26 protein-coding genes and 1 tRNA gene are annotated in these 25,354 nt (G+C 73.4%); 14 read left to right on the top strand and 13 right to left on the bottom strand.

All coding sequences use genetic code 11. The features are described 5' to 3' along the window. Positions 1 to 15 precede the first annotated feature (15 nt). From BS72_RS31935 to BS72_RS01670, 10 genes are all read right to left on the bottom strand, one after another. Positions 16 to 1,494: a hypothetical protein gene (locus BS72_RS31935; protein ID WP_051950482.1), complete on the bottom strand. Its 1,479-nt coding sequence runs from the start codon at positions 1,492 to 1,494 to the stop codon at positions 16 to 18. 415 nt (positions 1,495 to 1,909) lie between these two features. Then, positions 1,910 to 2,437, bottom strand: a complete 528-nt coding sequence (locus BS72_RS01630) for a hypothetical protein (protein ID WP_157856125.1) — start codon at positions 2,435 to 2,437, stop codon at positions 1,910 to 1,912. Beyond that, positions 2,434 to 2,856: a hypothetical protein gene (locus tag BS72_RS01635; RefSeq protein ID WP_037905608.1), complete on the bottom strand. Its 423-nt coding sequence runs from the start codon at positions 2,854 to 2,856 to the stop codon at positions 2,434 to 2,436. Before BS72_RS01635 ends, BS72_RS01630 begins: the two co-directional genes overlap by 4 nt. A 67-nt stretch (positions 2,857 to 2,923) precedes the next feature. Next, positions 2,924 to 2,995 (bottom strand) — tRNA-Arg (locus tag BS72_RS01640). A 197-nt stretch (positions 2,996 to 3,192) separates the two neighbouring features. After that, positions 3,193 to 5,784, bottom strand: a complete 2,592-nt coding sequence (locus tag BS72_RS01645; RefSeq protein ID WP_051950486.1) for an MXAN_6230/SCO0854 family RING domain-containing protein — start codon at positions 5,782 to 5,784, stop codon at positions 3,193 to 3,195. A gap of 398 nt (positions 5,785 to 6,182) precedes the next feature. Further along, positions 6,183 to 6,809: a hypothetical protein gene (locus tag BS72_RS01650; RefSeq protein WP_037905611.1), complete on the bottom strand. Its 627-nt coding sequence runs from the start codon at positions 6,807 to 6,809 to the stop codon at positions 6,183 to 6,185. 43 nt (positions 6,810 to 6,852) lie between these two features. After that, positions 6,853 to 7,044 carry a hypothetical protein gene (locus tag BS72_RS01655; protein WP_037905613.1) on the bottom strand — a complete coding sequence of 64 codons (192 nt, stop codon included), beginning with the start codon at positions 7,042 to 7,044 and terminating at the stop codon, positions 6,853 to 6,855. Between the two features lie 79 nt (positions 7,045 to 7,123). Beyond that, positions 7,124 to 8,896 carry a VWA domain-containing protein gene (locus tag BS72_RS01660; RefSeq protein WP_051950488.1) on the bottom strand — a complete coding sequence of 591 codons (1,773 nt, stop codon included), beginning with the start codon at positions 8,894 to 8,896 and terminating at the stop codon, positions 7,124 to 7,126. Further along, positions 8,893 to 9,855 carry an AAA family ATPase gene (locus tag BS72_RS01665; protein ID WP_051950490.1) on the bottom strand — a complete coding sequence of 321 codons (963 nt, stop codon included), beginning with the start codon at positions 9,853 to 9,855 and terminating at the stop codon, positions 8,893 to 8,895. The genes BS72_RS01660 and BS72_RS01665 overlap by 4 nt, the downstream gene beginning before the upstream one ends. 29 nt (positions 9,856 to 9,884) lie before the next feature. Beyond that, a complete protein-coding gene (locus BS72_RS01670) occupies positions 9,885 to 10,277 on the bottom strand; it encodes a hypothetical protein (RefSeq protein ID WP_037905617.1) in 393 nt (130 codons plus the stop codon). Positions 10,278 to 10,516: 239 nt separating this feature from the next. Between BS72_RS01670 and BS72_RS33465 the strand changes: the two genes are divergently transcribed. Beyond that, complete coding sequence (locus tag BS72_RS33465; protein WP_051950492.1) at positions 10,517 to 11,665, top strand: 3'-5' exonuclease; 1,149 nt, start codon at positions 10,517 to 10,519, stop codon at positions 11,663 to 11,665. A 25-nt stretch (positions 11,666 to 11,690) separates the two neighbouring features. On the opposite strand, the gene BS72_RS01680 is transcribed toward BS72_RS33465, so the two are convergent. Then, on the bottom strand, positions 11,691 to 12,014 hold the full coding sequence (locus tag BS72_RS01680; RefSeq protein ID WP_037905618.1) for a WhiB family transcriptional regulator: 324 nt from the start codon (positions 12,012 to 12,014) through the stop codon (positions 11,691 to 11,693). Between the two features lie 382 nt (positions 12,015 to 12,396). Between BS72_RS01680 and BS72_RS01685 the strand changes: the two genes are divergently transcribed. The 6 genes from BS72_RS01685 (at position 12,397) to BS72_RS01705 (ending at position 16,185) form a co-directional block, all read left to right on the top strand. Further along, on the top strand, positions 12,397 to 12,912 hold the full coding sequence (locus BS72_RS01685; protein WP_037905621.1) for a hypothetical protein: 516 nt from the start codon (positions 12,397 to 12,399) through the stop codon (positions 12,910 to 12,912). Positions 12,913 to 13,016: 104 nt separating this feature from the next. Beyond that, positions 13,017 to 13,382: a hypothetical protein gene (locus BS72_RS01690; RefSeq protein ID WP_051950493.1), complete on the top strand. Its 366-nt coding sequence runs from the start codon at positions 13,017 to 13,019 to the stop codon at positions 13,380 to 13,382. 164 nt (positions 13,383 to 13,546) lie between these two features. Then, the gene (locus tag BS72_RS01695) at positions 13,547 to 14,026 is read left to right on the top strand and encodes a hypothetical protein (RefSeq protein ID WP_037905624.1); all 480 of its coding nucleotides are present in this window, start codon (positions 13,547 to 13,549) and stop codon (positions 14,024 to 14,026) included. 34 nt (positions 14,027 to 14,060) lie between these two features. Continuing rightward, entirely contained in the window at positions 14,061 to 14,246 is a 186-nt protein-coding gene (locus BS72_RS36220; RefSeq protein WP_157856127.1) for a hypothetical protein, read from the top strand. Positions 14,247 to 14,327: 81 nt separating this feature from the next. After that, positions 14,328 to 15,245 (top strand): hypothetical protein, encoded by a 918-nt coding sequence (locus tag BS72_RS01700; protein ID WP_037905627.1) that lies wholly within the window; start codon positions 14,328 to 14,330, stop codon positions 15,243 to 15,245. A gap of 40 nt (positions 15,246 to 15,285) precedes the next feature. Continuing rightward, positions 15,286 to 16,185, top strand: a complete 900-nt coding sequence (locus BS72_RS01705; RefSeq protein ID WP_051950499.1) for a hypothetical protein — start codon at positions 15,286 to 15,288, stop codon at positions 16,183 to 16,185. Positions 16,186 to 16,271: 86 nt separating this feature from the next. Here the strand turns inward: BS72_RS01705 and BS72_RS01710 are convergent, their stop codons facing one another. Further along, positions 16,272 to 16,583 (bottom strand): hypothetical protein, encoded by a 312-nt coding sequence (locus tag BS72_RS01710; protein WP_037905631.1) that lies wholly within the window; start codon positions 16,581 to 16,583, stop codon positions 16,272 to 16,274. Between the two features lie 234 nt (positions 16,584 to 16,817). Here BS72_RS01710 and BS72_RS01715 point away from each other — a divergent pair, with 234 nt between their 5' ends. Then, positions 16,818 to 17,303 carry a hypothetical protein gene (locus tag BS72_RS01715; RefSeq protein ID WP_037905634.1) on the top strand — a complete coding sequence of 162 codons (486 nt, stop codon included), beginning with the start codon at positions 16,818 to 16,820 and terminating at the stop codon, positions 17,301 to 17,303. A 22-nt stretch (positions 17,304 to 17,325) separates the two neighbouring features. Here BS72_RS01715 and BS72_RS01720 read toward each other — a convergent pair whose 3' ends face one another. Continuing rightward, the gene (locus BS72_RS01720) at positions 17,326 to 17,550 is read right to left on the bottom strand and encodes a hypothetical protein (RefSeq protein WP_037905636.1); all 225 of its coding nucleotides are present in this window, start codon (positions 17,548 to 17,550) and stop codon (positions 17,326 to 17,328) included. Positions 17,551 to 17,826: 276 nt separating this feature from the next. Here BS72_RS01720 and BS72_RS01725 point away from each other — a divergent pair, with 276 nt between their 5' ends. The 6 genes from BS72_RS01725 to BS72_RS37635 form a co-directional block, all read left to right on the top strand. After that, entirely contained in the window at positions 17,827 to 18,099 is a 273-nt protein-coding gene (locus tag BS72_RS01725) for a hypothetical protein (protein ID WP_037905638.1), read from the top strand. A gap of 1,852 nt (positions 18,100 to 19,951) precedes the next feature. Continuing rightward, positions 19,952 to 22,516 (top strand): hypothetical protein, encoded by a 2,565-nt coding sequence (locus BS72_RS36990; protein ID WP_232792178.1) that lies wholly within the window; start codon positions 19,952 to 19,954, stop codon positions 22,514 to 22,516. A gap of 47 nt (positions 22,517 to 22,563) precedes the next feature. Beyond that, entirely contained in the window at positions 22,564 to 22,773 is a 210-nt protein-coding gene (locus BS72_RS01735) for a helix-turn-helix domain-containing protein (protein WP_037905128.1), read from the top strand. 280 nt (positions 22,774 to 23,053) lie between these two features. Continuing rightward, entirely contained in the window at positions 23,054 to 23,290 is a 237-nt protein-coding gene (locus BS72_RS01740) for a hypothetical protein (RefSeq protein ID WP_037905125.1), read from the top strand. A gap of 108 nt (positions 23,291 to 23,398) precedes the next feature. Then, the gene (locus BS72_RS01745) at positions 23,399 to 24,631 is read left to right on the top strand and encodes a hypothetical protein (RefSeq protein ID WP_157856128.1); all 1,233 of its coding nucleotides are present in this window, start codon (positions 23,399 to 23,401) and stop codon (positions 24,629 to 24,631) included. A 351-nt stretch (positions 24,632 to 24,982) separates the two neighbouring features. After that, positions 24,983 to 25,354 (top strand): endonuclease domain-containing protein (locus tag BS72_RS37635; RefSeq protein ID WP_265736766.1); only part of this gene is annotated, 372 nt, incomplete at its 3' end.

Raw genomic sequence — 25,354 nt, forward strand, 5'->3', positions numbered from 1 at the left:
GGGTGTCGGGCGACGTCAGCGGGCGAGGACGCTCAGCAGGGTGGCGCCGCACTGGCGCATCCAGTCCTGGTGGGTCTCGAAGTTCGGGTTGGCCGGCGGGATGGGCCAGACGGCCTTCCACTCGGGCCCGCGGCCGGGCCGTACGAGGACCTGGTCCAGCCGGTCGTGGGGCGCACCGTCGCCCGCGCGGTAGTGCTCCAGGATCACGAGGGGGCCGGGGTACTGGCTGATGAGCGCGGCGGTGATTTCCTCGGCGGCGTTGGTAATGCTCACCGGGCCGACGCTCTGGGTGACGATGGCGAGGTGTCCGCCGTCGGCGGTGCGCCAGACCCGTAGGAGGGCGGTGCCTCCGCCGCCGGCGCAGGTGGAGGTGTAGGCCCATGCCGGATCGTCAGTGACGAGCCGGAGCGGATCCTCGATGAGAGGCAAGGGCGGAAAGGTGTCGTTCCGGCGGGCGGGCACGGGGGCTCCCAGGAGGTTGGAGGGGCGAGGACGGTCCGCGGTAGTGGGGTCAGGACGGGCAGGGCGTTTCCGGGCGTGGCGCGTCAGCGGACGGCTGGTGGGCGAGTGAGAAGGAGAGCTGCCTCGGCCCAGCGCGATTCGGAGGCTGCGGTCTGCTGGCTCGCAGACGGCGCCGCCTTCGCTCTCCCAGGTCTGTTCGGCCTCCAGAGCTGCTCGCGCGTTCTGTTCGGCGAGGGGGACCGGCCGCTTGAAGGACCGCAGGACGTGGCGGTCCAAGGGGCGCAGCCGCCTGGCAGCGGCCTTGACCTCCTCCCTGCTGCGCCCTCGACGGCGGCCGGCGGCAAGGCGGGCCTGGTGGGCGGTCCGGTCGTCCGGGTGGAGGCCGTCGGGGTGCAGTTGGGCCAGGTAGAGGGCGGTCTCGCCCATGGAGGTCACCGTGATCGCCCGGTCGGCTCCGCGGCCGACGGCGAGGAATCCGGCGCTGGCGAGCATGAGAACCCGTTCCCGGGCGACTCTCCGGCCTCCGGTGAACTGTCCCGGGGTGCGGCTTTGCCAGGCGTAGCCGTCGCGCCGGTAGAGCTTGCCGGCCTGGGCGACTTCCATCGCACGGAGCATCCCCCGGCTCCATCCCCAGCTTGGAACCTCCTGCCGCGCAGTGGACTTGGCGACCTCCAGGCGCACGCGGTTGTCGGCGTCCATGCCCGTGGTGGCGCGCTGCTCGGCCTCGTAGGCCGCGTCGCGCTCCCGTTCGGCGCGCGCCTCTTCCTGGATCTCCGCCTCGGTCCGCTGGCGTTCGATCAGCGCGGCCAGGGCCTCGGCGGTGCACGGCACTCCGGCCGTCCGCTGGGCGTCCACGGCGCGGGCTATCGCGAGCGCAGTGAAGTTGCGGCCGGTGGCGGGGTTGCCGGCCCGCTCTTCCTCGGCGGCCAGGCGGGCGTAGCGCTCGGCGTCGGTGGCGGCCTGGTGCGCCTCGAACATGATCGTGTCGAGCCTGGCGCTGTTCGCCGCCGTGCTCCGGGCTGCCGCCCGCATTGCCGTGTCCGCCGCTCGAGTTGCCTCCCGTGCTGCCTGCTGCGCGATGCGGGCGGCGGGGCAGTCGGGCACCTCGGCCGGCGTCGAAACGGTAGGCACGTCAGCCGACGAGCGAATGCCGGGGGCCACGGTTGGCGACGCGTGCATCTCAGCTCCTCATCTCGTGGGGCGGGGTCTGCTCGGGCAACCGGGGGACAAGGGAGTCAGGGACCGACGGGCTTGCCCCGGACGTAGCACCGGCAGGGGCCGGCCGGCGGGCAGTGGTGGTGGACCGCGTGTTTCGCTGCCCAGTCCATGGGCTGGGCGCCCGCCTCCTGGCGGCGGCCGCAGCGGCAGTAGCTGCGGTGGAGCCAGGGGTGATAGGTGACGAAGGGGTGGCCCCGGTCGTCGCACCAGCGTGCGGTGGCTTGTCCGATCACGGGCGGCCGGCCGGCCGCAGGTGGTGTGCGATGGCGCGGACGGCGCGGGCGGCAACCAGCGCGGGCAGCGTGAGGGCGGCGTCGGCCACGCCCCCCGCGCGGACAGTAAGGCGCTGGGTGGCGCCGTGGACCCGTGCGGTGAAGCGTCCTTCGCTGGCAACGCGGCCCAGGGAGGTCTGGACAGTGAAAGGGGAGAAGCAGATGCCGGCGCGGGGTACCAGTACCTCCCGCATCACCGTGACAGGCAGTCCCTTGATGACCAGCGAGACGATGTCGCCGGTGACCTCGATCCGGACCTCGCCCGGCTCGGTGTCCACGTGGGAGGGCAGGGTGCAGCGGAAGGCCCGGTACGGGTCGTCGTAATCCCCGAGGAGACCCAGGGCGGGCAAGGCCTCGCGCAGCAGGGCAGCCGTGCTGACGCGGTAGGCGTCGCGCGCTGCCCACCACGCGTGCTCGGTGGGAGACAGGTCGAATACGTGCGTCATCGGGCCCTTCGCAGGTGGGTGGCGATCGGCGGTGGTCACTTCGTATGGGTGGTCATCGTCGGAACGCCGTCGATGAGGACCGGCTGCCAGGTGTCGCCGAGCGTGACCGTGCTCGCGCACTGGTGGCACAGCGACCCGGTATCGCACTCCTCCACCGCCCGTTCGGCGATGGCGCCCGGGTTGGTCAGGTCCGTCTCGATATCGACGGCGGTGCCGGCGTGCGTGGTCAGCGTGACCATGTAGACGCCGCCGCCAAGGGAGGTCAGGTTGGGCTCGCCGCCGACCGTGACGCACTCCCATTCGTCACCGAGTTCGATGTCGCCGCAGTAGTTGCACAGCGAGCCGACGTCGACCAGGCCCAGGGCGAGTTCCACGACCGCGTCCAGGTCCGTGAGGTCCGTCTCGACGCGCACCACCGTGTCCGCATATGTGGTCAGGGGCACGGTGTAGGCGGTCATCGGTCTCACCTCGTCGTGATCGGGCCGACGGAGTCGGGACGTGCTGGACTGTTGGAGGTCTAAGCGGTGCTCCTGCGAGGATTCGAACCCCGGGTTCCGGCTCCGTAGGCCGGTGTCCTCTCCGCTGGACGACAAGAGCTGGCGGGCATCAGGCGATGGCGTTCGGGATCTGGAGGGCTGCCCCCGCCATCGGTTGACACATAAAGAGTACCCCGCAGAAGGTGTTAAGGTCAAGTTTTATGTGTCGCAATGACTGGTCGGGCACGCGTCTCGCCGCAGTAGTTGCCGCGACAGCCCACTCGGGCGGGGACGGCATGGGCCATCCCCGCCGGGCGATCAGCTCGCGAGCGAGGCGACGAGATCCGAGGCGGACAGCAGCCGAAGGGTGCCGGCATCCAGTCCGCCGGTGTGCAGGGCGTATGCCTCGGCGCCGGCCGGGAGCGGGATGTCGCCGCGCAGCAGGTAGGCGAGCGAGGCGTCGCGCAGGTCCGCCGGATCGTCGGTGTGCGGTGCGCCGATGCGTGCGGCGAAGGCGGTCACGTCCTCCTGGGCCCGGCGCCGGTAGGTGCTGGCCGATCCGTCGTGGTGGCGGACGATGACCGTGCTGGCCCGCGCGGCGGCGTGCCAGAGGGCCAGCTCGCCAAGGCTGACGCGGGCGCCGGAGGCGAACAGGGCGGTCAGGTGCTCGGCGAGGACGGCCAGGTCGTCCGCGTGGCGGTGCACGGCGTGGTGGGTGCCGGTCACGCCCTGGGCGACGTCGAGCCAGCGCATGGTGCGTCCTGCGATGTCCAGCATGAGCGGGACGCTCGCGCGCGAGGCGCTGGTGAGGTCGTAGCGCTGCTCGACCTGGCGGGCGTCGAAGACCGCGCCGGTCGTGCCCGGCTCGTCGCGGGCCATCAGCCCGGCGAAGGCGTCGTCCAACTTGACGAAGGGGACGTTGTTGAAGCTGTAGACGACCGCGACGGCGTAGCGGACGCCACGGGCTGCGAGCTTGTCCAGGTCGAGGTCGACGAACTCGGACGCACCGTGCGGCGGCGGCGCGCTGGTGAGGTCACCGGAGTGGACGGCCGCGTCGTTCCCGAAGCGCAGGTTGGTGTAGGCGCACGTGCCGATGTGCTCCCAGCGCTCGTTGAACAGGGCGACGGACAGGTCCAGGTCGGTGCGGCCGGACTCGGCGGATTCCATCCAGTGCAGGAACAGGCGCAGCGTCCGGCCGTCGGGAACGGGCAGCTCGCTGCCGCGCGGGAGGGTCACCAGGGCGCGCGAGGCGGTGCGCTCGGCGAACGGGGCGATGATGCCGTCGAGTTCGGCGTCCAGGACGGCCACATCGGCCGTGGGCAGCGCTCCGGCACGGCGCAGGACCTCGTCGGTGAGGATGCGAGTGGCCTCCTCGGCGGCTCCCGGGTTGAGCGGGGCGCGCTCGTCCGGGGTGATGTACGCCCGGGCGGTTTCGCCCTTCGGGAAGAACACCCGGCCGGGAAGCGGCGGCTGCGTGCGCGAGCGTACGGCGCCGAGTGCCGAGAGCAGGACGGCGGGGGCGACGCGGGGCGCGGCGGTGCGCAGTGCGGCCAGAACGGGCTCGGTGTCGTCCGGGCCGGACAGGCGGAGCAAGTGGTCCAGGCGGCGGACCAGTTCGCCCGGCCGGCGGCTCAGCGGGGCCAGAGCGCCGGGCACGTCCGTGGCGGCCAGGGCGGTCTCGACCTGGCTCGCCCAGAGGGGGACGCGGATCGTGTCGCCGTCGGCTTCGACGCCGTCGGTGGCGCGGGCGGTGGCGCGCAGCCCGGTGGACAGGTCGTCGTCGCCGAGCTGGGTGGAGCGCAGCGCGGCGAACGCGAGGGCGGCGCGCGGGAAGCGGTCGGCGTACTCGAAGACGTGCAGCCGTTCGGCGGCCGCCTTCCACCGGAGCGGGTACCGGTGCAGGTCCTCCGCGACGAGCTGCGGGTCCAGGCCGTCGAGGGCCTGGAGCAGGGCGCGGCGCAGAGGGCGCGGGACGGTGGTGATGCGGGCCGCGGAGGTCAGGCCGGGGTCGCCGCCTGACCGGACGGCCAGCAGGCGCAGGACGTCGGTGGCAGTGGTGATGCGGTCCGTGGCCGCGGGCAGGGTGGTGGGGTAGAGGGCGCGGTCGTCCAGCAGCCAGGCCAGAACGCGGGCCTTGGTCTCACGGCCGGGGACCTGCGCGGGCAGCCAGCCGAGGGTTTCGCGGTCGCCGGCTCCGTCGAGCAGGACGGCGAGGTCGTCGGCGTCCTGCGGGCTGAGCGCGCCCGTACGGTCAAGCAGGGTGGTCAGCTCGTCGGCGGCGTGCGACCGGCGGGCGGTCGGGCCGCCGCCGAGGGAGAGCACGCGCAGGCGAGTCGGCAGGGCGCGCCGCGCGGAGGCGGTGGGCCGGGCGCTGGCCGGGTGGAGGAAGGGGTCGGCCGGGTCGATGCGGCGGTGGCAGATCGGGCAGGCGGAGAAGTCGGCGCCGTCGAAGCAGGTGCGGCACACCAGGTGCGCACACGGCGAGACGGGGTGGACGCTGCCGTGGGTGCCGCACAGGACGCACGGCTGCTCCGGGGCCTGGAGGAGCACCGTCAGGACGCGGTCGGTCCAGAAGGCGAGGGTGTCGGCCGGGACGGACTGCGGGAAGCGGCGGAAGAGGGGGGTGTGGTCGCGGTCGGCGCCGAGGTCGGCGTCGAGATGCGCCAGCAGCGCAGCGCCCGCCGTCGCCAGTGCCGGCGAGGCGAGGGCGGCCAGGGCTTCGCGCAGCGACGCGGAGATGAGGTAGCCGCGGTCGATGAGGTCGCTTTCCAGCAGGGTGACGCCGGCAAGGACGTCGGGAGCGGTCGACGATGCGGAGTCGGGGAGGTAGACGGAGCCGCGGCGCTGGAGCAGGACCGCGTCCAGGCTGCGCTGGCTGCTCGACGTGATGCTGGTCGCCGTGGTCGTCATGTGGTGGTGTTCCCCCTGAGTTCTACCGGCGTCGGGCCGGGGTCCGTGTGGCGCCGCCGGGACCGAGCCGCCGGCGCTGTCCTGCGAGGCACCCGCGACGGGCCGGGCATGGAAAAGCGGGGCGGGAAGTGCGCGCGCTGGTTTCTATTCCAAGAGGTTGAGAAGGAAGCACGCTGCGGAGCCGCCCCGCGAGACCTGACGGTATCAACCGTGATGTCGCGGGCACATGGCATTTTCGTTGCCCGGTGCAGGGGAGGCCGGAGGTCTTAACTCGGCGTGGAGTCCGGGCCGTCACCCGCACCGGGTGACACATAAAACATACCTTGAGGAGGAGGGGCTGTCAACTCTCGAGGACGAGTTGCATGGCGTCGCTCGGGCGCCACTGCGTACGGGTCCGGTCACGCCGTCGTTTCGGGGGAGGCGAAGTCGGCCGGCGCCGGACCTACCTCACCGGTGGTGTGCCAGTCCCACAGGGACCATGCGGCCTCGACGCTGCTGCACCACGCGGTCGCGCGTCCAGCGCGGCAGAGGTCGATGGTGGGCGAACAGCGGCAGGTGACACGGAACTTGCCCGCGTGGCGGGTCACGACGGCCTGGATGATTCGGCCTCGGTGGGCGCCGGCCTCTACATCGAGCTGAACGGCCGCATCGATCTGCTCGTGGGTCACCACGACCAGCCGTTCCACATCGTCGACGAGCCCCCAGGTGTGCCCGTCTGCTCCCGTGTGGGCGGCCTCCGCCACCCAGCGGCCGAGCCGGTACACGTGGCCGACCGTGCCGGCTAGGACCTGTTCGGGGAAGTTCTGCACGACGAGGTCGCCGCGGCGCACCTGCGGAGCGTCGGCCAGGGCCCGGAGCTCGACCGTACGGGCCTCGGCCGGCGCACGGTCCTTCGGTCGGGCGGCCTCGATCCGCCACACCCCTGGCGCGGGGGTATGGCTCATCAGCTCCCACTCGCCCCGGCGGCCCTGGACGGCGACGATGTCGCCCTTCCGGAATCCGCCCCACATGACCAGGCCGGGCATGCAGGATCCGGCGTCAGGGTGATCCCTCGCACTGCCCGGCGGTTCAGGGAAGGTCGAGTCCGGCATCTTCTTCCCTGACGCGAGCCCAGATGACCATTTCGTGCCGGTGCCCGGGCGTACACGGGGGCAGCGCCTCACCGGGGCCGAGATCGAAGTACGGCTGGCTCTCCCCGGGAGAGCACGGGCTCACCATGGCGCGGAGGCAGAACTTGCAGAAGGGCAGGCTGATGCGCATGGGCGCTCCTTTCGCTGAACGGGCGTGTCCGAGGAAGGGGTGAGGGCGGGGCGGGCCGGAAGGCGGGCCCGCCCCGGGGTCACGCAGACTTCAGCGCGTCGACCAGGACCCGGCCGAGGGTCACGGGGATCTCACTGATCTCGCTGATGTCGATCCGGTGCGCACCGGGCAGGACATCGGAACGCGGGCTCAGGCAGTACCAGATGACATGCACTCCTGCGGCCTGGAGCCTGCGGACGAGGCGCCCGCCTCCACGCCGCTCCGCAGGCTCCCAGTGACCGTCGGAGACGATGACCAGGACGCGCGCCCCGACGGGGCGCGACAGGGCCAGCGCGCCGTCGAGGGCGTTGGCGGCCTCCGTGAAGCGGTGGTTGCCGTCGTTGGCGCTGAACTGGGTTACCTGGGTGGGTGGTTGCCCGGGCCGGACGATCGGGGTGACCGCCGTCCCGAAGGCCACGGTGGCCGCGGTGCCACCCACTTCCCGGGCTGCGTGGGCGAAGATCCACGAGGTCGAGGCGATGATCTCGGTGTAGGCGCCCATCGAGCCGGAGACGTCGACCGCGACCGCGACGGCCACCGGTGGTTCGTCACTGTGCTTGCGCACGGTGGCGCGGAAGGGCCGGGCGGTCACGGGGTGGCCAAGGGAGCGCTGCGCGGTGGCGAGCATGGCGTCCCGGCCGGACAGGCGGCCGGGAGGAAGCGCTGACGCGACGCGCGTGCGGGAGGGCTCGCGGAACTGTGCCCTGCGCAGAGCGTGGCCCAGGCGGCGGGCCGCCGCACGCTCTTCCGGCTCCGGCCCGCGCCGCCCGCTGACCGGGCTGCGCGGGGGGCGGCGACGGGAAGAGGGCGCGGGGGCCCCGAAAACCCGCTGCGCCGCCTGCAGGGCTTCCTGGCTGGCGGCCTCCTCCGCCTGTGCCTGTGCTTCGCGCCGGGCGGCTGCGGCCGCGGCGCGGGCCTCTTCCTCGGGATCGGGCAGCGCGCCCGTAGCGATCTGCGCGTTCGTGGACACAGCCGCCGCGACAGCCGCTGCGGCAGCGGTGAGGGGATCGTCCCCGGCCGCAGGGGAACCGGGGGCCGACGGCTCTCCCGCGGCGCAGCCGACGACCGGCATGTCGGCGTCTTCGTCGACGCCGACCACCCGGACCCACTGGCGGCTGACCCGGTACAGCCCGAGCTGGTCGCCGTCGTCGAGGCTCAGGGCCCTGCGCCACAGACGCCGCAGCTTGGCCAGGTCGGCGGCGCCGAGGGCTTTGGTGATCTCCGCGCGCACCGGCGCGACCTCCTTGGCGGTCAGCACTCCCGCGTCTGCGCGGGCCAGGAGGAGGGCGGCGGCCGTGGCAGCCCGCCACCGGTTGGCGATCGGTGCGGTCGGGGCCGAGGCGGGCAGGTTGATGTGGCGGGCGGACGCCCGCAGGAAGACCCGGTCGTCCGGCCGGACGACCAACTGGCGGCCTTCGATGCGGGGTTCCTCCAGGAGGACGGCGGCGCGCACGACCGCGCGGCCGGCGCCGTCCGGCCAGTCCTGCCAGCGGGTGCTGCGGGCGTGGCTGGCTTCGTGGCTGGCCAGCCCCATGATGACGGGGTGACGGTGGCGTCCGGAGACGGTGAGGGGGTCGACCTCGTCCGGGTGGGTGTCGGGATCGAGCGCGGCTCCGCCGTTGACCGTGACCCAGGCGGTTGCCGGGTCGAACCACGCCGGCGCGGGGCTGCCGGTGAAGTCCCAGATCATGTCGAGCAGGACGTCGTCGCGGTCGGCCAGTTCGTTGATGATGGCGCCCAGACGGCGGCCGAGCGCCGCGCGGGCGCGCGAGAGGTCGGCGCCGGGCGTGTCGAGGGTCGGCGGGGTGGTCAACGGCGGCTCCCTGCGACGCGTGCGCCGAGGGCGAGGGGTGCGGCGTCGGCGAAGTCGCTCTTCGACTTCAGGGCCTTGCCCAGGTCCTCGCGGTCGGCGGCGGGGCACTTGCGCAGAAGGCTGTTGACCGCGAAGGCGGTGCCGTAGCGGCGGGCGGCCTCGGAGAAGGCGAGCGCGTCGCGCATCTGCGGGATCCAGCCTTCGTAGGTCTGCTGGCCCTTGCGGGTCTCCAGGTTCTTGATCACGGTGATGAGATCCATCGGTACGCCCATGTCGGCGGCCAGGTCCCAGTCGGTCGTGATCTCGAAGTGGTGGTGGAAGCGGGACAGGAGAGCGTCGCTGAGATGCGCGCCGGGCACGTCGGGGTTGCAGGCGCCGATGACGAACCAGCCGGGGCCGACCTTGATGGGGTCGAGTGAGGGGTTCATGGGGATGCGCAGCTCGCCGCGGCCGTCCATGAGGGCGTACAGGACGGTCAGCACCCTCGGGTCGATGAGGGCGACCTCGTCGACGAGGAGGGGGACGTCGTTCAGGACGCTGCGCATCAGCGGTCCGGGCAGCCACTCGAAGGTTGCGGTGACGGGGTCCTGGACGAAGGTGCCGAGGAAGTCGGCCTCGGTGGTGTCGGCGGTGCCCACGATCGTCTCCAGGCCCGGCTGGCCGGGCCGGGTGTCCATGACGAATGCGGCTTCGGCCAGCGCGGTCTTCCCGCTGCCGGGGGGTCCCGTCATCAGGACGTGCTCGGTGTGGTCGCGGGCGTCCCGGAGGAAGGCCATGTCCTCGATGCCGCCCAGGAGCCGGGGCTGGTAGGTCTGCCCGTTCGGCCGCACTTGGGGGCCGATCGGCGCGATGTGCGGTGCTGCTGGGGCGCTGGGGCTCGGCTTGGGCGAGCGCTTGGGACGTGCGTTGGCGCGGGCCGCTTCCTGCATGAGGGTCTTCTTGATGCGCTCTGCGTGCACGGGTCTCCTGCTCAGGCGTGGGGATGCGGTCAGGTGGAGGGGATGGACGAGGCGTTCGAGAGTTCGGTCCCCTGCTCCTTGGCGCTGTCGCGGAAGTAGGCGGCGATGGCGTGGGCGTTGGCCTTGAAGTCGCCGCGGACAGCCAGTTCGGCGGGTACCTCGAACCGCGTGAAATCGCGGGACAGTTCGTAGTCGCCGTTCTCCTTCTCCTCGCAGGTCTTGCAGGCCTTGTCGATGACGGCCTGCACGTCTGCGGGCGAGTCGACGAGCTTCACCGTGGGGGTGCCGGCCCCGCCGGTGGGTCCGTAGAGGGTGATGAGGGCTGGTTCGGGGGCCAGGAAGACCAGGAAGCGGTAGAAGGCGCTTCGTGAGGTGTTGTTCTGGAGTTCCCAGCCGTAGCCCTGGACGGTCGATGTGGCCATTCACGTCCGTTCTCGAAGGTCACAAGAGCATCGGAGGCGAGACCCCGATGACACATATAATATACCTGCACTTTAGGTCTTGAGTCAAGTTTTACGTGTCACTCGGAGTTGTTGTGGCGCCCGCACGGAGTCGGCCGCCTCCCGGTGGGGAAACCCGCCGCCTTCGCGCGGCCTGGACGGGTGGTGTCAGTGGCGGTTGGCATCCTGGGCATCGCCGGACAATCAGGGAGGACACGGCGATGCAGGAGAACACGTCGGCGGCTGTCGCTGCCGGCACACTGGAGCAGCTCTCCGGCCGAGGTGAGTCCGCGCCGCAGGCACGCCGCGCCGTCTCGGCGCGCACCGGCGCTCCCGCGGGGGAGCTGCTCAGCGCCCACGGTGGCCTTGCGGCGGTGGAGCGCGGCGAGGCGGTGTTGGGGCCCGATCAATCCGCCCGGTGGCTGGGCATCCGCCGACGCGAGCTCGACTTTCTCGTAGAGGCCGGGCTTGTCACTCCATCTGGTCGCACCCTGGCAGGCGCCCCTCGATTCTCTGTCGCCGCGCTCACCGCCGTCGCGCTGCAGCCGCTCGAATGGAAGCAGGCCCGAGCCGCCGACAGCCGGCGCCCCTCGCCCTGGCGCGAGCTGGCGGGCCCCGCAGGGGAACGGGCGGCGCTGGTGGAGAGCACGTGCGAACAACTGCGGGCCGACGGCGTCGACGCGTGGGTCAGGTTCAGCCGGGCGGCTGACCGGTGGACGCTCGACTGGGAGCCGCGGCAAGACGGCGGCCCGGACCGCGAGGCCGTCACCGACCTGCTGCCAGCCCGGCTGCTGCGCGCAATGGATGCCCGCCGGCTAGTCCTGCTCGGGCCGGTGGGTCAGACCCTGCACTGGGCGCATCGGATGCTCCAGCCCGGCGCGGCGTGCGTCCTTGACGTGGAGACAACCGGACTGGGGCCGGATGACCGCGTGGTGGAGGTTGCGGTCGTGGACGCGCACGACGGAGCCGTGCTCATCGACACCCTGGTGCACCCGGGAGCCGGCGTGCGCATCGCGGACGCGGCGCGGGCCGTGCACGGCATCACGGACAGCATGGTGGCCCAGGCGGAGCCGTGGGAGCGGATCCTGCCCCGGGTGCTGAACGCCATCGGAGACCGGACGGTGCTGGCCTACAACTCCCGCTTCGACGAGCGGATGACGGTGGGCCATGCCCGCGCCGTCGGAGCGGATCCAGGCCGGTTGCTCCTGGCGGACTCGTGGGACTGCCTGATGCGGCGGCGCTCAACCTGGTTGCGGACCACGTCTCGACGGCGCCTCGGCGGACACCACCGCGCGCTGGGAGACGCCCATGCTGCTCTCGACGTACTGCGCACGCTTCGGACCCGTCCGCCGCACACCGTCTCAGCCTGAGAGGGCTGCCGGCTCCGGCCGGCGCTCAGCCGGTTTCGGTCAGGGACTCCTGAAGACCCAGCTGGCTGTCGCCCTGGTCGTGCGCCGCACGCGCGGCCTCAAGGAGTTGGCGCCACGACGTCACGGTCGGGCGTCGGCGGAGCAGCCCTCGGCGCTCCCTCTCGGTCATCCCGCCCCAAATGCCATGCTCGATACGGCCGTCGAGGGCGTAGGCGAGGCACTCGGTGCGCACTCGGCATCCGTTGCAAACGGCCTTGGCCCTGTTCTGCGCAGCCCCTTCGACGAACAGTTCGTCGGGGTCGGTCGCGCGGCAGGCCGCTCGCTCTTCCCAGTCCTCACGCGTGGCCACTGCGGCGCTGTCCCTCCCCAAGTCCCGCCTGCCGCGCGCAGCGGTTCCCTGCGGCAGATTCGCGAGGCTACGGCAGCAGCTTCGATTCCGGGAGAGGGGGTCCGCCGGCGGTGACTCGTTCGGGTGAAGTTTGCCGCGGTTCATCGTCAGCCAGCCCGCGCAACTGGTCCGGCAGAGGCGAGTCCCCGCCTGTCTCGCAGCCTCCTGGAACCCGCCCAACGCGCGGCCGAGCGGAGACCGCCTCGGCTTCCCAGTCGCCGACGTCCGCAGCTTGTCCCGAGTACGGGACGGGGCTCGAGAAGCCGAGATGCGACACATAAAACTTGACCAATGGGGCCTATTTGATTAGACTAATGAATAAGCGATCGACCCAAGGAGACCCTTGAATCACCTCCCGCTCACCGAACACGAACTCGGGGCCGTGGCACTGACCATGGTCGATCTGGGAATGCTTCGCCCTGCACAGGGGGTTCCCGCCGAGCCGACGCCTCTGCCGGGGCGCGAGTCCGAGTGCCTGGAGGCTCAGCTCGGGATGCCCACGGTCCATCTCGATGACGAGCTGCGCGCATTCCTGAAGGCGTACAACCGCCGGATCTCGTGGCACCCTGAGCCCCTGACGGGGATCTGCGCACACAAGCTCGCCAACCCGGGCTGGGTGATCTCCGTCGCCGAGGTCCGCAGCGCGTTGGCCACCCTGGACTCGACGCCGGGCCGGTCGGTTCGGGCAACCGTCGAGGCGCGCTTCCCCCTCGCGGACCGCGAGGTCTGGCAGGACTGGGTGAAGGTGCTGCGCGGCAGCGCCGACTCGGGCCTGCCGGTGCTGTTCGGCCCCGCGGACTACGAGGGCCCCTGGGCAATCGCCGAGATTCTCCTGGAGAGCGACTACCGCATTTCGTGAGGCTCGGGTCGGCGCGCTCTGTCCACAGGGTGGCGCTCCTACCTTCCGTTCAGCCCGGTCCGCCGCCACCCGGCGGCGGACCGGCGGACCCGGAAGGAGAACAGGTGCGCATATCCAAGCGATTCGGCCGTCCGCTCGCGGCGGTCGCCATCAGCGCCGCCGTGGCCGGCGGAGCTCTCGTCGTCGCGCCAGCGGCCCAGGCGTACGACACCGGACACGGCAAGATCTCGTGCAGTGCCGTGAAGGTGCGCAAGAGCCCGGCCAAGAACGCCACTGCACTGGGAGTGGCGTATCGCGGTGACGCGATCGCGTACGACCAGTTCGCGTACGTCAAGGCCGAGAAGACCTGGTACACGCGCGGCACGGTCACGCGGAAGTCGGACCACGCCAAGATCCGCGGGTACGTCTTCTACGACTGCGCGAACCCGTACGGGACGGATCCGGCCCCGAAGCCGCCGATCCCCAAGTAGGCCGTCACCGGCCCCGGTCCGGCGACCCGTGTACGGATTGCGGGTCGCCGGACCCATTCACTCAGCGACACATAAAACTTGACCATACGACCCTTTAGGGGTAGATTACTCGTAGGCCGGTGAGCAAGCACCGCCGCAGCGCTACGGATCACGAGGAGCCCTCAGTGAGCGTCACCTACTACGCCAGCGGCACCGTCGCGTTCGACGCCCCGGTCCCGCTCGCCTCGTTCTGGGAACTGCTGGAGGCGCGTCACACCCCGTGGTGCATCGCCCCCTTGGCCGGCTCGGACACCACCGCGCCACGCTCCGCGCGCGAGCGTCTTCTGCTCCCGGCCGACGACGCCGACCTCGACGGCCAGGGACGTCCTTCCCACATCAAGGGCTTCACCATCGACTGGGACGACCGCAGCTACCTGATCGGCAACGCCCTGCGCGACATGGTCGTGGCGGTCTACTCCGGCGGCGGGGACCTGCACGACTACGACATCACCTTCCAGGGTGAGGACGGGTCCAAGGGCGAGATCATCTTCTACGCCAACGAGGACGATGCGGCCCTGGGCTGGGAGGAAACCTACGCCCCCGGCCGCCCCACCGAAGTCTTCGGATGTGTGCCCTGGACGTCCCGGCCGCCCCGGACCAGCTGAGCCTCTGCCGCTGGCCTTCGGCACCAACTGCCCCATGAGGAGCCCCTTGTACGAGTTCGGAGACGTTCCTGCCGACTGGGAGCCGAACACGCGCTGCTGCCTCGAATGCGGCAACACCGAACCCCTCGTCACCCTCCTCGCCGTCACCAACCTGGCCACCAACAAGCAGGCCCTGTCCTGCCCCCGGCACGCCCAGCAGGTGGCCGCCGCCCTCGGCTAGAGGACTACCCAGCCCGCGCAGCTCTCCCGGCCCCCTCACCTCGCAACACGGACTCCGCCCATGTGACGGAAGGACTCAGCCATGCCCGCCGACCATCCAGACGCCTACGGCAGCGCCCGCGACGCCCTTGCGGACATCTGGCGCATCACCGCCCTGCGCCAGCAGCTGATCGACGCCGCCGCGCGGGCCTTCCTCTTCGAATACCTCCGGCAGCCGCAGGCCGCCCAGTTGTTCGGCGCCCTCGACGACCTGGACGGCATGCGGTACGTCGGCCCGGCCGAGTACCGGCGCACGGTGGAGGTCCTCTCCACCCTCCAGAGCGCCGCCAGCGCCCTGGAACTGCTCGACGGCGACGCCGGCGAGTGGCTGAGGCCGCCCGTACACCAGGTCCGCGAGCTTGCGGACAAGACGCTGCCTCTCATGAAGGCGACGGCCGGCCGGGCACCGGGGGCCCTCGGAGCACACTTCGCCGACCGGTACGAGGGCGACTTCGCCCTGGACGCCCTTCGTCAAGCCCAGCGCCGTGTCACCCGTACCCGAGGTGCAGCAGCCGACTTCCTGCGTCCCGTACCGCCGGACGAAGGTCTGCCGGGGCCGGGCGCGGGAGCCTCGTCCAGGAGCTGCCGCAGTTCGGCACTCCAGGTCGACGCCCTCGTCCAGCGGGCATCGCTTGCGATCGACGCTGCTGCCGGCTCCGTCGCAGACCGCGGACTTCAGCATCTGGTCGACCTGGGTATGGAAGTCAGCAGACGCTTCACCGCTACGGCCTGCATCTTGGAAGACGCACGCGACTTGGGTGGCGCTTCGCATCTGCTGGCCGACGTGACGACCGTCCATGTGGACGAGTCCGCCGACGCCCTGACCGTCACGATGCCGTCCGGCGAGACGAGCACGGTCCGTCGGGAACCGGACGGACGGTGGACCTTCGCCGGCGAACCGCGCCCCTACGCATCACCCGAGGGAGCCGTGGCCGCGCTGCTGCGCGCCTCCCGCTCTTGAGCCACGCCCCTGAACGAGGGCTCGACGAAAGGACTACACCTTGGATGACCCCACGTCGTCGACCGCGGTCGACTTCCGCGCGCAGGTGGAGGCCGAGCGGCAGGCCGTGCACACGCAGTTCGACCAGCTCGGAAGGCAGGTGGCCGCGAAGCTCAACGAGGACGGGGTCGAGGGCGGCGGCTGGGCCCACACAGTCTCGGCGCTGTACTCCGGAGGCATTGTTCTGCGCCATCAAGGCCGTGACCTGGGCATCCAGGTCTGGCGGGAAAAGTCGTACCTCAAGGGCGCCGCAGGGCGGCGGCTGAAAGTGGAAGGCTGCTACTCCACGGAGTACCACGGCTGGCGGGCCGACTCGATCACCGTGTCGATGGACCGTCCGGCCCCGGCAATCGCGCGGGACATCGTGCGCCGCTTCCTCCCCGGCTATCTGGCCACTGTGGACGCCTCAATCCAGGCCGCGCGCAAGGCGGAAGAGGAACGGCAGGCGCGCCGGCATTTCAACCGCCGGCTCGCCGACGCCATCCCCAGCCTGCACGCCATGGGCGGCTACGACCCGGCGCGGGAACCCGACCGCACCCGGTCGTACTGGTCCTCGCCGGAGTACGACAAAACGTCGACGGCACTGGCCGGCGGCCACATCACCCTGGCCTCGGACGGGTCGTCCGCGAACATCACCCTCGACGGCGTCCCCCAGGAGCTGGCGCTACGGGTTCTCGCGCTGATCCACCCGCGGCAGGTCCTTGAGGGCACTATCGCTCCGCGTGCGCTCCCTCCCGCCCGCCGCGCGCTGTCCGCTTCCCGTGTCATTCCCGGTGAGGTGGTGGGACAGGACGTGGGCGGGGAGCGCCTTCTCGCCGAAGTTCGGCCTGTGCGCCCCCGCCCTGGTGGACCGGGCGAGCTACGGCCGGCGGGCATCGGCGACAAGCCAGCGGCCCGGTAGCGGGTCGCTGAGGTTATGCAACGGAGGCACTTTGGTGTCCGAGTTCGGCAGCGTCGATCCGTAGGCCCATCGCAGCAGCTGGCCCGTTACGCGGTCCAGGGGAGGTCGTTGTCGCTGGTGCCGTCGAAGAGCTGGTGGAACAGCTCCATACGGCCTGCGGCGTGTTTAGCCGCCCCGTACGCCTCCGTTGCGACGCCGATCCGGCGCATAGCGTCGTCGTTGACCAAGGCGTCGGTGAAGGCCGGACCGGGCGGGAAGAGCCGGTCGGCGTCCTCGTCCTCCTGGCGTAGCCGGGCGAGATTGGCGTCCTGGACGCGGGCGACGGCTGCTTCGTGTGTCAGCTCGGCGGCTTCATGTGCGGGGTTTGCCAGATGGTGGTGGTCGTCAGGGGTGTTCACCCGGTCACGGTAGCGGGCGCCCGGGCCGCACGCCTTCCCGTCACTGCTCCGGCCGCCTCCCGCCCCCGGGGCCGTCCATCTCGGCGTCCGCCCCGCGCCGCGTTCGGTCGTGCCGTCTTAGTCCGCCGTCGGGGTGCTGGTTGCGTCGGTGTTCCGCCGTTGGGGGCGGTCATCTCCGGGCGTTCACGGCCGTCCGGGGCGTGTCGTCCAGGCGGAGCCGTAGGTTGACCGGTTATGAAAGATGTCACCACCGCGACCGGTACCACTGTGCCCGGCGACGCGATCCAACAGCTGCTGTTCACCACGGACTGGCTCACGGGGGTGCGGGCCGTTGCGCACGACAGCATCAGCGAGCGGGCCTCGTACGCGTACGCGAACGCCTATGCCCTGTCCGGCGGCGGAGAATTCCACGAAGACGCGCACTCCGTCGCCGTCACAAACCTTCTGCACTGCACGGCGAACAGCATCGTCGCTTTCGCCCTCCACCACCTTCGGCCCCTGCTGCCCGATCTCACTGATGAGCAGTGGGCCCGGATCGATGCGACCGTGACCGCTCTGGACCTTCGAGTGTCCGAAGACCTCACCGGAGCTAATGGCACCGATCCTCGCGACGTCCGCGTGCCGAGTCCCGAGCAACTCACGTTGGCGCCCGAGGCGGTGGGACAGACTGCTCTGTGGGGCAGTAGCGGGCGCGAACCCGATGCTGGCCCGGGGGCATGACGACACGCGGCAGGCGTGCGGGTCACGCTGCCCGGGCACGAGCCACCTGTCGCAGCTCGGAGCGGGCCGCCGGCACCGAAGGGACGGAATCCCAGTAGGGATGCCACCACAGCCGTACGGACAGGACCAGCAGGCGGCGTCGCAGGGCAGCGGTGTCACGGGGGCGGGGTATGGCGAGCGCGTTGTAGGTGGCGTACCAGGCGGCTTGTATCTGCACCAGGTCGGCGGGGAAGTCGGTCACGTCCATCCCGCCATTAGATCGCTTGTTCGAATTACATGTCACTTCGGCCGCCCCGGTCCGAGGCGTCGTCGCCTCCGTGCCACACACCGCCCCGCGGTTCCTGCGCACGGCCGCGCCTGCTCTGTCGGCCCGTCGTTCTGTCCTTCTCCCACCTCCGTCCACGCCTCCCGGCCGTGCTGCCGCTCTCGGGCCCGCGCCCGCCGGCCTGCGGCGCTGCTCCCGGGCTTGTGTGAAACTGTGCGCCGAACTTTATGGGCCGTTTCGAGTGGTGGAGGAGGCCCCATGACAGAGCCCGAAGGCATCGTTGCCAGGGCTGAGGAATTGCTCCTGGAGGGCACCCAGGCTCAGCGCGCGGACAGGAACCTGGCCCAATTGCGGGCGAAGGACCCGGACGCGGCTCGCGTGCTGACTGTGGGCTTTGTAGAGGCCCTGATGGATCCCAGCCTCTACAAGCAGCAAGGCGAGGAACACCGTCGGTATTACGGACTCAAGATAGAGGCAGACGAGAGGTACCTGTGGGACGAGCTTTTCTCTGGCATCGACGAGATTGAGTAGGGCCGTCCCGCCCGCCGTCGCCCGCCGTCGCCCGCCGTCCCTTCCGCCGCGCCGCGCCCCGTGCCGTGCCGCGCCTCCGGCCGCGCCGCGCCCGCTGCCGTCGCCGCGCCCCGTGCCGCGCCTCTGCCCCGCCCTGGGCCGCCCGCCGTGCCGCGCCCTCGGGCCGGCCCGCCCCTCCGCCGCGCCGCTGCGCCTGCCGCGCCCCGCCGCCTGCCGCCGCGCCCTCCGGCCGCCCGCCGTGCCGCGCCCTCCGGCCGCCCGGCCCGCGCCCCGCGCCTCCGGCCCGCCCTGGCCGTTGCCCGCTCCCGGCGCCCGCGCCGCGCCCGTGCCGCGCCCGCGCCCGCGCCGCGCCCGCTGCCGTCTGCCGCTCCCGGCGCCCGCCGCGCGTTCGGCCGCCCGCCTCTGGCTGGCGCCCCCGCCGTCCGGGTCCCGCCTCCGTCCCGCCGCCGGGCCTGCCTGCGCCGCCTCCGGCCGCTCGTCCGCGCCTCCGCCCCGTGCCGCCGGGCCTGTCCGCCCGTGCCCGTGCCGTCCGTGCCGGTGCCGCGGGGGTCGTGGTTGTTGTGGGTTCGTTGGTGGGTTGTTGGGGTTGGGGTCCGGGGTGTGGTGTGGGGGTTCTACGGTGCACCGGTGGGTATCGAGATGCCGCCGGTCGGCGGGGATGTGCGGGCTGGGGCGGAGTTGTCCGGGGTGGTGCTGGCGGAGGTTGATGAGGTCCTGGCCGGTGCGTTGGCGGCGCAGGGTGATGCGGGTGTGCGGGCGTTGGGGCTGCTGCGTGATGCGCGGCGGGCGTTGACGGGGGCGGGGTTCGAGCGGCCGGCGGAGGTGGCCGCGGCGTGTGTGCGGTCCGCGGCGGACGCGTTGCTGGGCCTGCCGGGGGCTCCGCGGTCGGTGGGCCTGCAGGCCGCGGCGGAGGAGGTGTTGGCGGCGGTGGACGCTGTCGGGGCGCCGGGTGCCGCTGCTTCGTGCGGGGCGTCGGCTGTCGAGGCCGCCGGCCGGGAGGTGCCGGGCGCCGGGACCGGTGCTGCCGGGACCGGTGCCGGTGATCCGCGGGGTCTGCCGGGTGCGGGGTGGGGTCGGGTGGTGGGGGCGGCGGAGGTGCTGCGCGGGGAGCTGGCCCGGCCGGGTGGGTATCACCGGGGGCGGGCTCGCGGGATTGTCGAGCGGTTGACGGGTGTCTCGGTGGGCGGGGCGCAGGAGCGGGCGCTGGATGTGTGGGGCGAGGTGTACGGGCTGGCGTCGGGCATTTTGCACGGCCGGGCGGCCGGTCCCGGTGACGCCGTTCTCCTCTACACCGAACTCCTGGGGGCGGCGCGCGAGTTGCTGGTGCCGCTGCCGGAGCGTGCTGCCCGGGTCCTTCAGCTCGCCGCGCTCCAGGGCCCGGGTGCGGCGGATGCCGCCGAGCTGGCCCGCTGGTGGGACCTGCGCGCCGTCGACTTCTTCTTCCGCTCCGAGCCGGCGCCGCTGTGGCTGGGGGTGCTGCAGGAGTACGCGCCGCAGCTGCTGCTGCCGGACCGGGCTGCCGGCGGGCGGTGGCCGGCCGCTGCGTTCCTCGACCACGTCGCCGGCGTCGACCCGGACGCGGTCCGGGAGTGGCTGACGGCGCCGGACGATGAGGACCCTGCGGTCAGCCGGGCGCAGAAGGCCTCCGCGGCCGGCCGCCTGGCCCTTGACGCGCTGCTGGGCCTCGCGCTGGCCCACCCCGACGTCGTCGGCGCCGACCAGGTGCGCGCCGTCCTGGCCGACACCGCGGCGGTGCGAGCGGGCGGGGGCCGGCGGTGGGACGACGCTGCGCCTGGCGGCGCGGTGGGCGCGTGCCGTTCCGCGTACGGGGCGGGGGCGGGAGTGGGTCCTGGTGGTGGAGGGACTGCTGGCCGGCGCGGTCGAGGACGAGCACGCCGGCCACCTGGCGTTGCGGGCCGTCGTCGAGCGGGTGGCCGACGCCGAGGCCCGGGCCGCCGGCACCGGGGACGGCGCCGCGGCCGAGGAGCTGGTCGCGGCCGCGCTGGCGGCCGAGGAGGAGATGCGGGAGCGGATCGCCGAGCAGAGCGCGGCACGGCTGCCCGGGCACGAGGTCGCGGTGCTGCTGCGCGAGTTGGTGCGCACGGCCTACCCGGCCGGCCCCGCCGCCAGCGCGCACCCGAACGTCGCGATGATCCGGGCGGTGCTGGCCGGCCTGCTCGCCCGCGACGTCGCGCTGCTGCCCGGGGCCTCCCGGACGCTGGTGTTCGGCGGTGACCTCGACCTGGTGCACGCGGGCGATGCGGCCGCGTACGGCGGTCCCGGGCTGGCGCGCACCGTCCTGGACCTGGCCGCGGCCGACGCGGACGCCGGCGTGGGCCTGGGCTTGCGCACCTGCGCCTGGGCCCGGCTGGCCGCGGTCGACGCTCCGCTGCACGACCGCCTGGTGGCCGCTCATCTCGCCGCCCGGCCGCCCGCACCTGCCGGGCAGTCCCCGACGCCCGCCGCCGGGGACGTGAACGAGTGGTGGGAGCGGGCCCTCGAGCTCACGGCGCGCCTGGTGGCCGCCGGGCCCGGCCCGGAGCCGGCCCGCCTCGTCGACCTCGTGTTCAGGACCTGCCCGCCCGGGCGCGCCGGGGAGTTGGAGACGCGGGTGCGCGCCGCGCTCGGCGCCCCGCCGCCGGCCGCCGCGGTGGAGGAGGTCCTTCCCGCCGGCGCCGACCGGGCGGACGGCCTCGCCGAGCCGCTCGCCTCGTGGCTGCGGGTGTGGGACTGGTCGCCGGTGCTGCCCGCGGGCGTGCTGGCCGGCTGGGAGCTGGTGCTTCACGCGGTGCGCCGGCTGCAGCCCGCCGGCCCGTCCGACCCGCGCACCGCCCCCGTCCTGGAACCGGTCAAGGAGAGCACCGTCCTGGCCGCCGGGGACCTGGAGCAGACGGCCGGCGGCCCGCTCGCGGCCGCCGCAGCGCTGGCCGCGGCACCGGATGCCGGCGCAGACGGCTACGCGATGGTCCTGCACCGCCTCGTCGCCGCCGACCCGGCCGCCTGGACCGCCGATCCGTCCGCCGTCCTGGCCGCCCTGGAGCTGCCGGAGCTCGGCGCGTTCTACCTCGCCGCGGCCGCCCTCCACGCGGAGCGCCCCGGCGCCTTCCCCGGAAGGACGCTCACGGGCGCCGTCACCGCGGCGCTCGGCCTGCGCCGCGCCCTCGACGGCCCGGCCCCCGGCGCCGGCCAGAGGACGGCCGCCGGCCGGGGCGACGGGCTGCTCTTCGCCGACCAGGCCCTGGCCGACCTGCTGACCGCCGTGTGGCGCACCGGGGCCGTCCTGGACGCGGGCCAGGACAAGGACGTCCTGGACCACCTGTACGCCCTGGCCGCCGAGCTCACCCGGCCCGCCGCGCAGAGCACTCCCGCCGCTCCCGCCGGCGACGGGGCCGCGGGCGTTTTTGCGGACGGCGCCCCCGTGGCGGGGAGTTCGGGGGAGCCGGCGCTGCTGGGGTCGGATGCGCGGGTGCGGGCGCTGGGGTGCCTGCTCGAGTACGCCGCCGGCCAGGCCCGCGCCCACGGGGAGATGCCGGCCGAGGTGCTCCGGGCGGTGGCCGGCGCGCTTCCCGCGGCCGCCGGCCAGGAGGCGGTGGCCACCGCGATCGGGGTACGGCTGCCGGCCCTGCACCGCTACGCCCCCGCCTTCGCCGCCGAGCACCACGCCGCCCTGTACCGGCTGACCCCGGGCCGGCCCTCGCCGGCCGCGTCGTGGCTGCGCTGGGGGCCGCCCAGTGCGCCGCTGCTCGCCGCCCTGGACCGCGCCGGCCTGATCGGCGCGCTGCGCGACGCCCCCGGTCTCGCCCAGGGCGCTGCCGGCCGCACCGCGGCCGCGCTGCTGGCCGATCCGGCCCTGCTGGGCGAACCCGCCGCCTGGTGGGCCGAGTTGGCGGGCGCCACCGGCGCCGGGGACGACAGCGCTGAGGGCGTTGCCACGGTCTCGGGCCTGCTAGAGGCGATCGCCGCCGGCACGCCGCACACCGGCGCCGGCAGCCCGCTCCCGCCGGCCGGGCAGGCCCGGGCGGGGGCGGCGGTGGTCCTGTGGCGGGCCGCGCTCGCCGCCGGCCTGCCCGCCGGCGCGCTCGCCGGGGCCGGCGCGTTCGCCGACGCGGACCTCGACGAGGCGGTGTGGCTGGAGCTGATGCGCTCCAGCGCCGAGCACTCCCCGGCCCTGACCGACGCCGACCTCGTCGCGGAGCGCGCCGCCGCCCACCCCGGCCGGCCGGATGCCCTGCTGCTCGCCGCGGTGCTGGTCTCCCAGGCGCCCGGGACCTGGCGGGAGGCGGCCGTACGGCGGCACGCCCGCGCCCTGCTGGACGCCGCAGCCGTGCTGCCCGGGGCCGATCGCCCGGACGCATGGCGGGAGTTGAGGGAGGCGCTGGTCAACGCCGGCGACGTCGACGCCGCACGCCACCCGTAGCCGGCCAGCGCCCGGGCGCCGCCGGGAGAGAGGAGAGGAGAGCCGACGTGCTGGGACGCCGCGTCCACGTCACCGGGCCGGCCCGGCTCAAGCTCGGGGCCGAGCTGAAGAAGGCGTACGACAGGGGGGCCTCGGTCCGGGTGCTCGCCGAGGGCTGCGGGAGGTCGTACGGGTTCGTGCACCGCCTGCTCACCGAGGCCGGGACCACCATGCGCACCCGCGGCGGCGCGAACTCCCGCCGTTCTGCGGCACGCTGACCCGCGGCCGGCCGCGGGGCTCGGCGCTCCCGGGTCCCGGGGCCTGCCGTCCCGCCCGGGCGCCGCCCGGCGCTGGGGTGCGCCGGCCGACGGGTCCGGGGCGCCTTGCCGCACCGCGGTGCGCCGAATCGGCTCCGCGGCCTGCGCCTTCGGCGGGCGCTCGCCGTGCCGGTGGGCGGCCCCCGCCGGGAGTGACACATAAAACTTGACGCACAACATCTTGATGGGTAGATTAATGAACGCCCCGAGCGGGGGTGATGTCGTCGCAGGGGAGTGACCAGTGAGCCGGTTCAGCGAGATGCCCGCAAGCCCGAAGCGCGGCGAGAAGGTCGCTCTGCACTGGAGCAGGAAGCGCCGCGCGACGGGGCTGATGATCACCCGGCAGGGCGAGAAGTTCGGCGTGTGGAACATCGCGCCGGTGATGGGCCGCCCGACCGCGTTCATGTTCGACCTCGTGGCCACGGAGGAGGCCGCCCGGCAGATCGCCAACCGGGAATGGGCCGGGATGGCGATGTGAGCACCGCGGGCCCGGGCCGGCGGCATTCCGCGGGCCCGGGCACACACGGGTGACGGGGGCGTCCCGCCACCCCCAACGGCCAACCCTGCGAGTAGAGATGGACACCTGATGACCGAGCGCACCGCCATGGCTGTTCCGGCTGCTGCGGGGATGACGCGGGACCGGCACGCCCCGGCGGGACCGGTCCTGGACACCCCGCTTCAGGAGCCGGTGCAGACGCCTCAGACCGCGCCGGAGGGCACCCCGGACAACGCGCGCCGGCTGATCGGCGCGAGCGGCACCGGGCGCGCGTACGCGACCGGGAGCGGCGACCGGCTGCGGATCGAGTCGGCGGACGGCCGCCTGGCCTACACGCTGCCCACGGTGCCCGACTGGGCGCACCAGCAGGCGAGGGACGGATTCGCGGCGCTGGCCCGGGAGTTGGCCGGTGAAGTCGAAAAGCGCGGTGCGGGTACGCCGGAGTTCAGCGAGCGCCCGGTGGACATGTGGCCGGGCGAGCCGCAGGAGTTCGAGGAGTTCGCCCCGGCCGGCTACGCCCCGGGCGTGATGCTGGCGTGGTCCGTGGACGGGGTCCGGTACACCGGCCAGGTGTGGGCGAACCGCGTGCAGTCCGGGCGCTGGAACGGCCACCGGGGCCAGACCTCGGCGGTGGTGGTGGCCACGGTCGGCGGCCGCCGGGCCCGGCGTGACGAGGCGGTGTGCCTGCCGCTCCTGCACGGCCGAAAGCACCCGCGCGCCTTCGTGGCCACGGCCCACGGGAGCGCCGACGTCGAGGTGATCGCCCCGCGGTGCGCGTCCGAGGGCCTGTTCGACGTGGTGGCCACGGCCGGCGACCCGGTCGAGGAATGGGAGTCGGAGGGCGGCTACGTGCCGCCTGCCGGCCTTCCGGCGGAGCCCGCCGACGCGGTCGAGCCGGCCCCGGCCAAGACGTCCGGGGATGCCGGCGCTCCGGCGGAGGTCCCGGCCGGCAAGCACTGCCCGCGCTGCGACCGGAACGCCCTGTACGGCATCGAGTGCTCGTACTGCGGCCACATCATCATCACGGCCTGGGTGACCACGCCGTGCCATCCGCCGGCCTGGTCCGAGGGGTGTTGCCCGACGTGCTTCACCACCGACCCGGAGGTGTGGGAGATCAGCGGCCGGCTGAAGTGCACGGTCTGCGCGGAGGGCCGCAGCCGCTGGGGCGACCAGGTGAAGGCCGGACCGGGGTGGCGCGGGCGGGCGCGCCGTGTCCTGGCGTGGGCCGACGACCCGGGGGAGCTGTCGTACGCCACCGCGTACGCGGACGACGCCGACAAGGATCCGGCCGCACTGCCCGGCGTGCTGGTGTCCCCACGCTGACCTGCGCGACCACCGCCCAGACGATCACCCGACTGCGCGCCGTCGAACCCCCGGGGGCCCGCCCGCCCAGGGAGAAGATGGCCGAGGCCGGCGGCGCTCTCCCGCAGCCGGGGGGCGCGGGCCGGGAGGAGACGGCGATGGCGGGGTGGACACGCCTGGTGGCCGCGCTGGCCAGGCGGCGCCGCACCGGCACCCCCGCCGACGCCCCGGTACGCGCTGAGCCCGCCGGGCGCCCGCCCGGCGCCGGCGCCCTGGGCGGCGGGCGCTCGGCGGGTACGGCGGACGGGCCCCGCCCGTTTCCCGCGCCGCACCCGGCCCGCGCGGTCCCGGTCCGGTGGTGCCGGCCGATCAGTGGCAGGCCCGCCGTACCCCGCAACTGCTGTACGCGCGGATGTCGAACGCCGAGCGGGCCCGGCTGCTGCGGCAGCGCCCGACTGCGAGCTGTGCGTGCGCAGGGAGTCGGCCGCCGTCGACCACGACGCGGGGACGGGCCGGGTGCGGGGTGTGCTGTGCAGGAGCTGCAACAGCTGGCTGGGGTCGATGGAGGCGGCGCTGTGCGTGCCCCGGAACCGGATGCAGACGCAGGCGGCCTACCTGCACTGGCGGTTCGAGGCCGGCGGCACGGCCGCGCTGGCCTGGTACCGGGGGGGAGCTGTCCTATCTGGGCCTGAGCGAGCAGGAGTTCGCGGACGGCCTGCGCCGGGTGCGCCGGCTGCTGGCCGT

Origin of the sequence: Actinacidiphila yeochonensis CN732, from assembly GCF_000745345.1 — a bacterium.
In the GTDB taxonomy this organism is placed as follows: Bacteria; Actinomycetota; Actinomycetes; order Streptomycetales; family Streptomycetaceae; genus Actinacidiphila; species Actinacidiphila yeochonensis.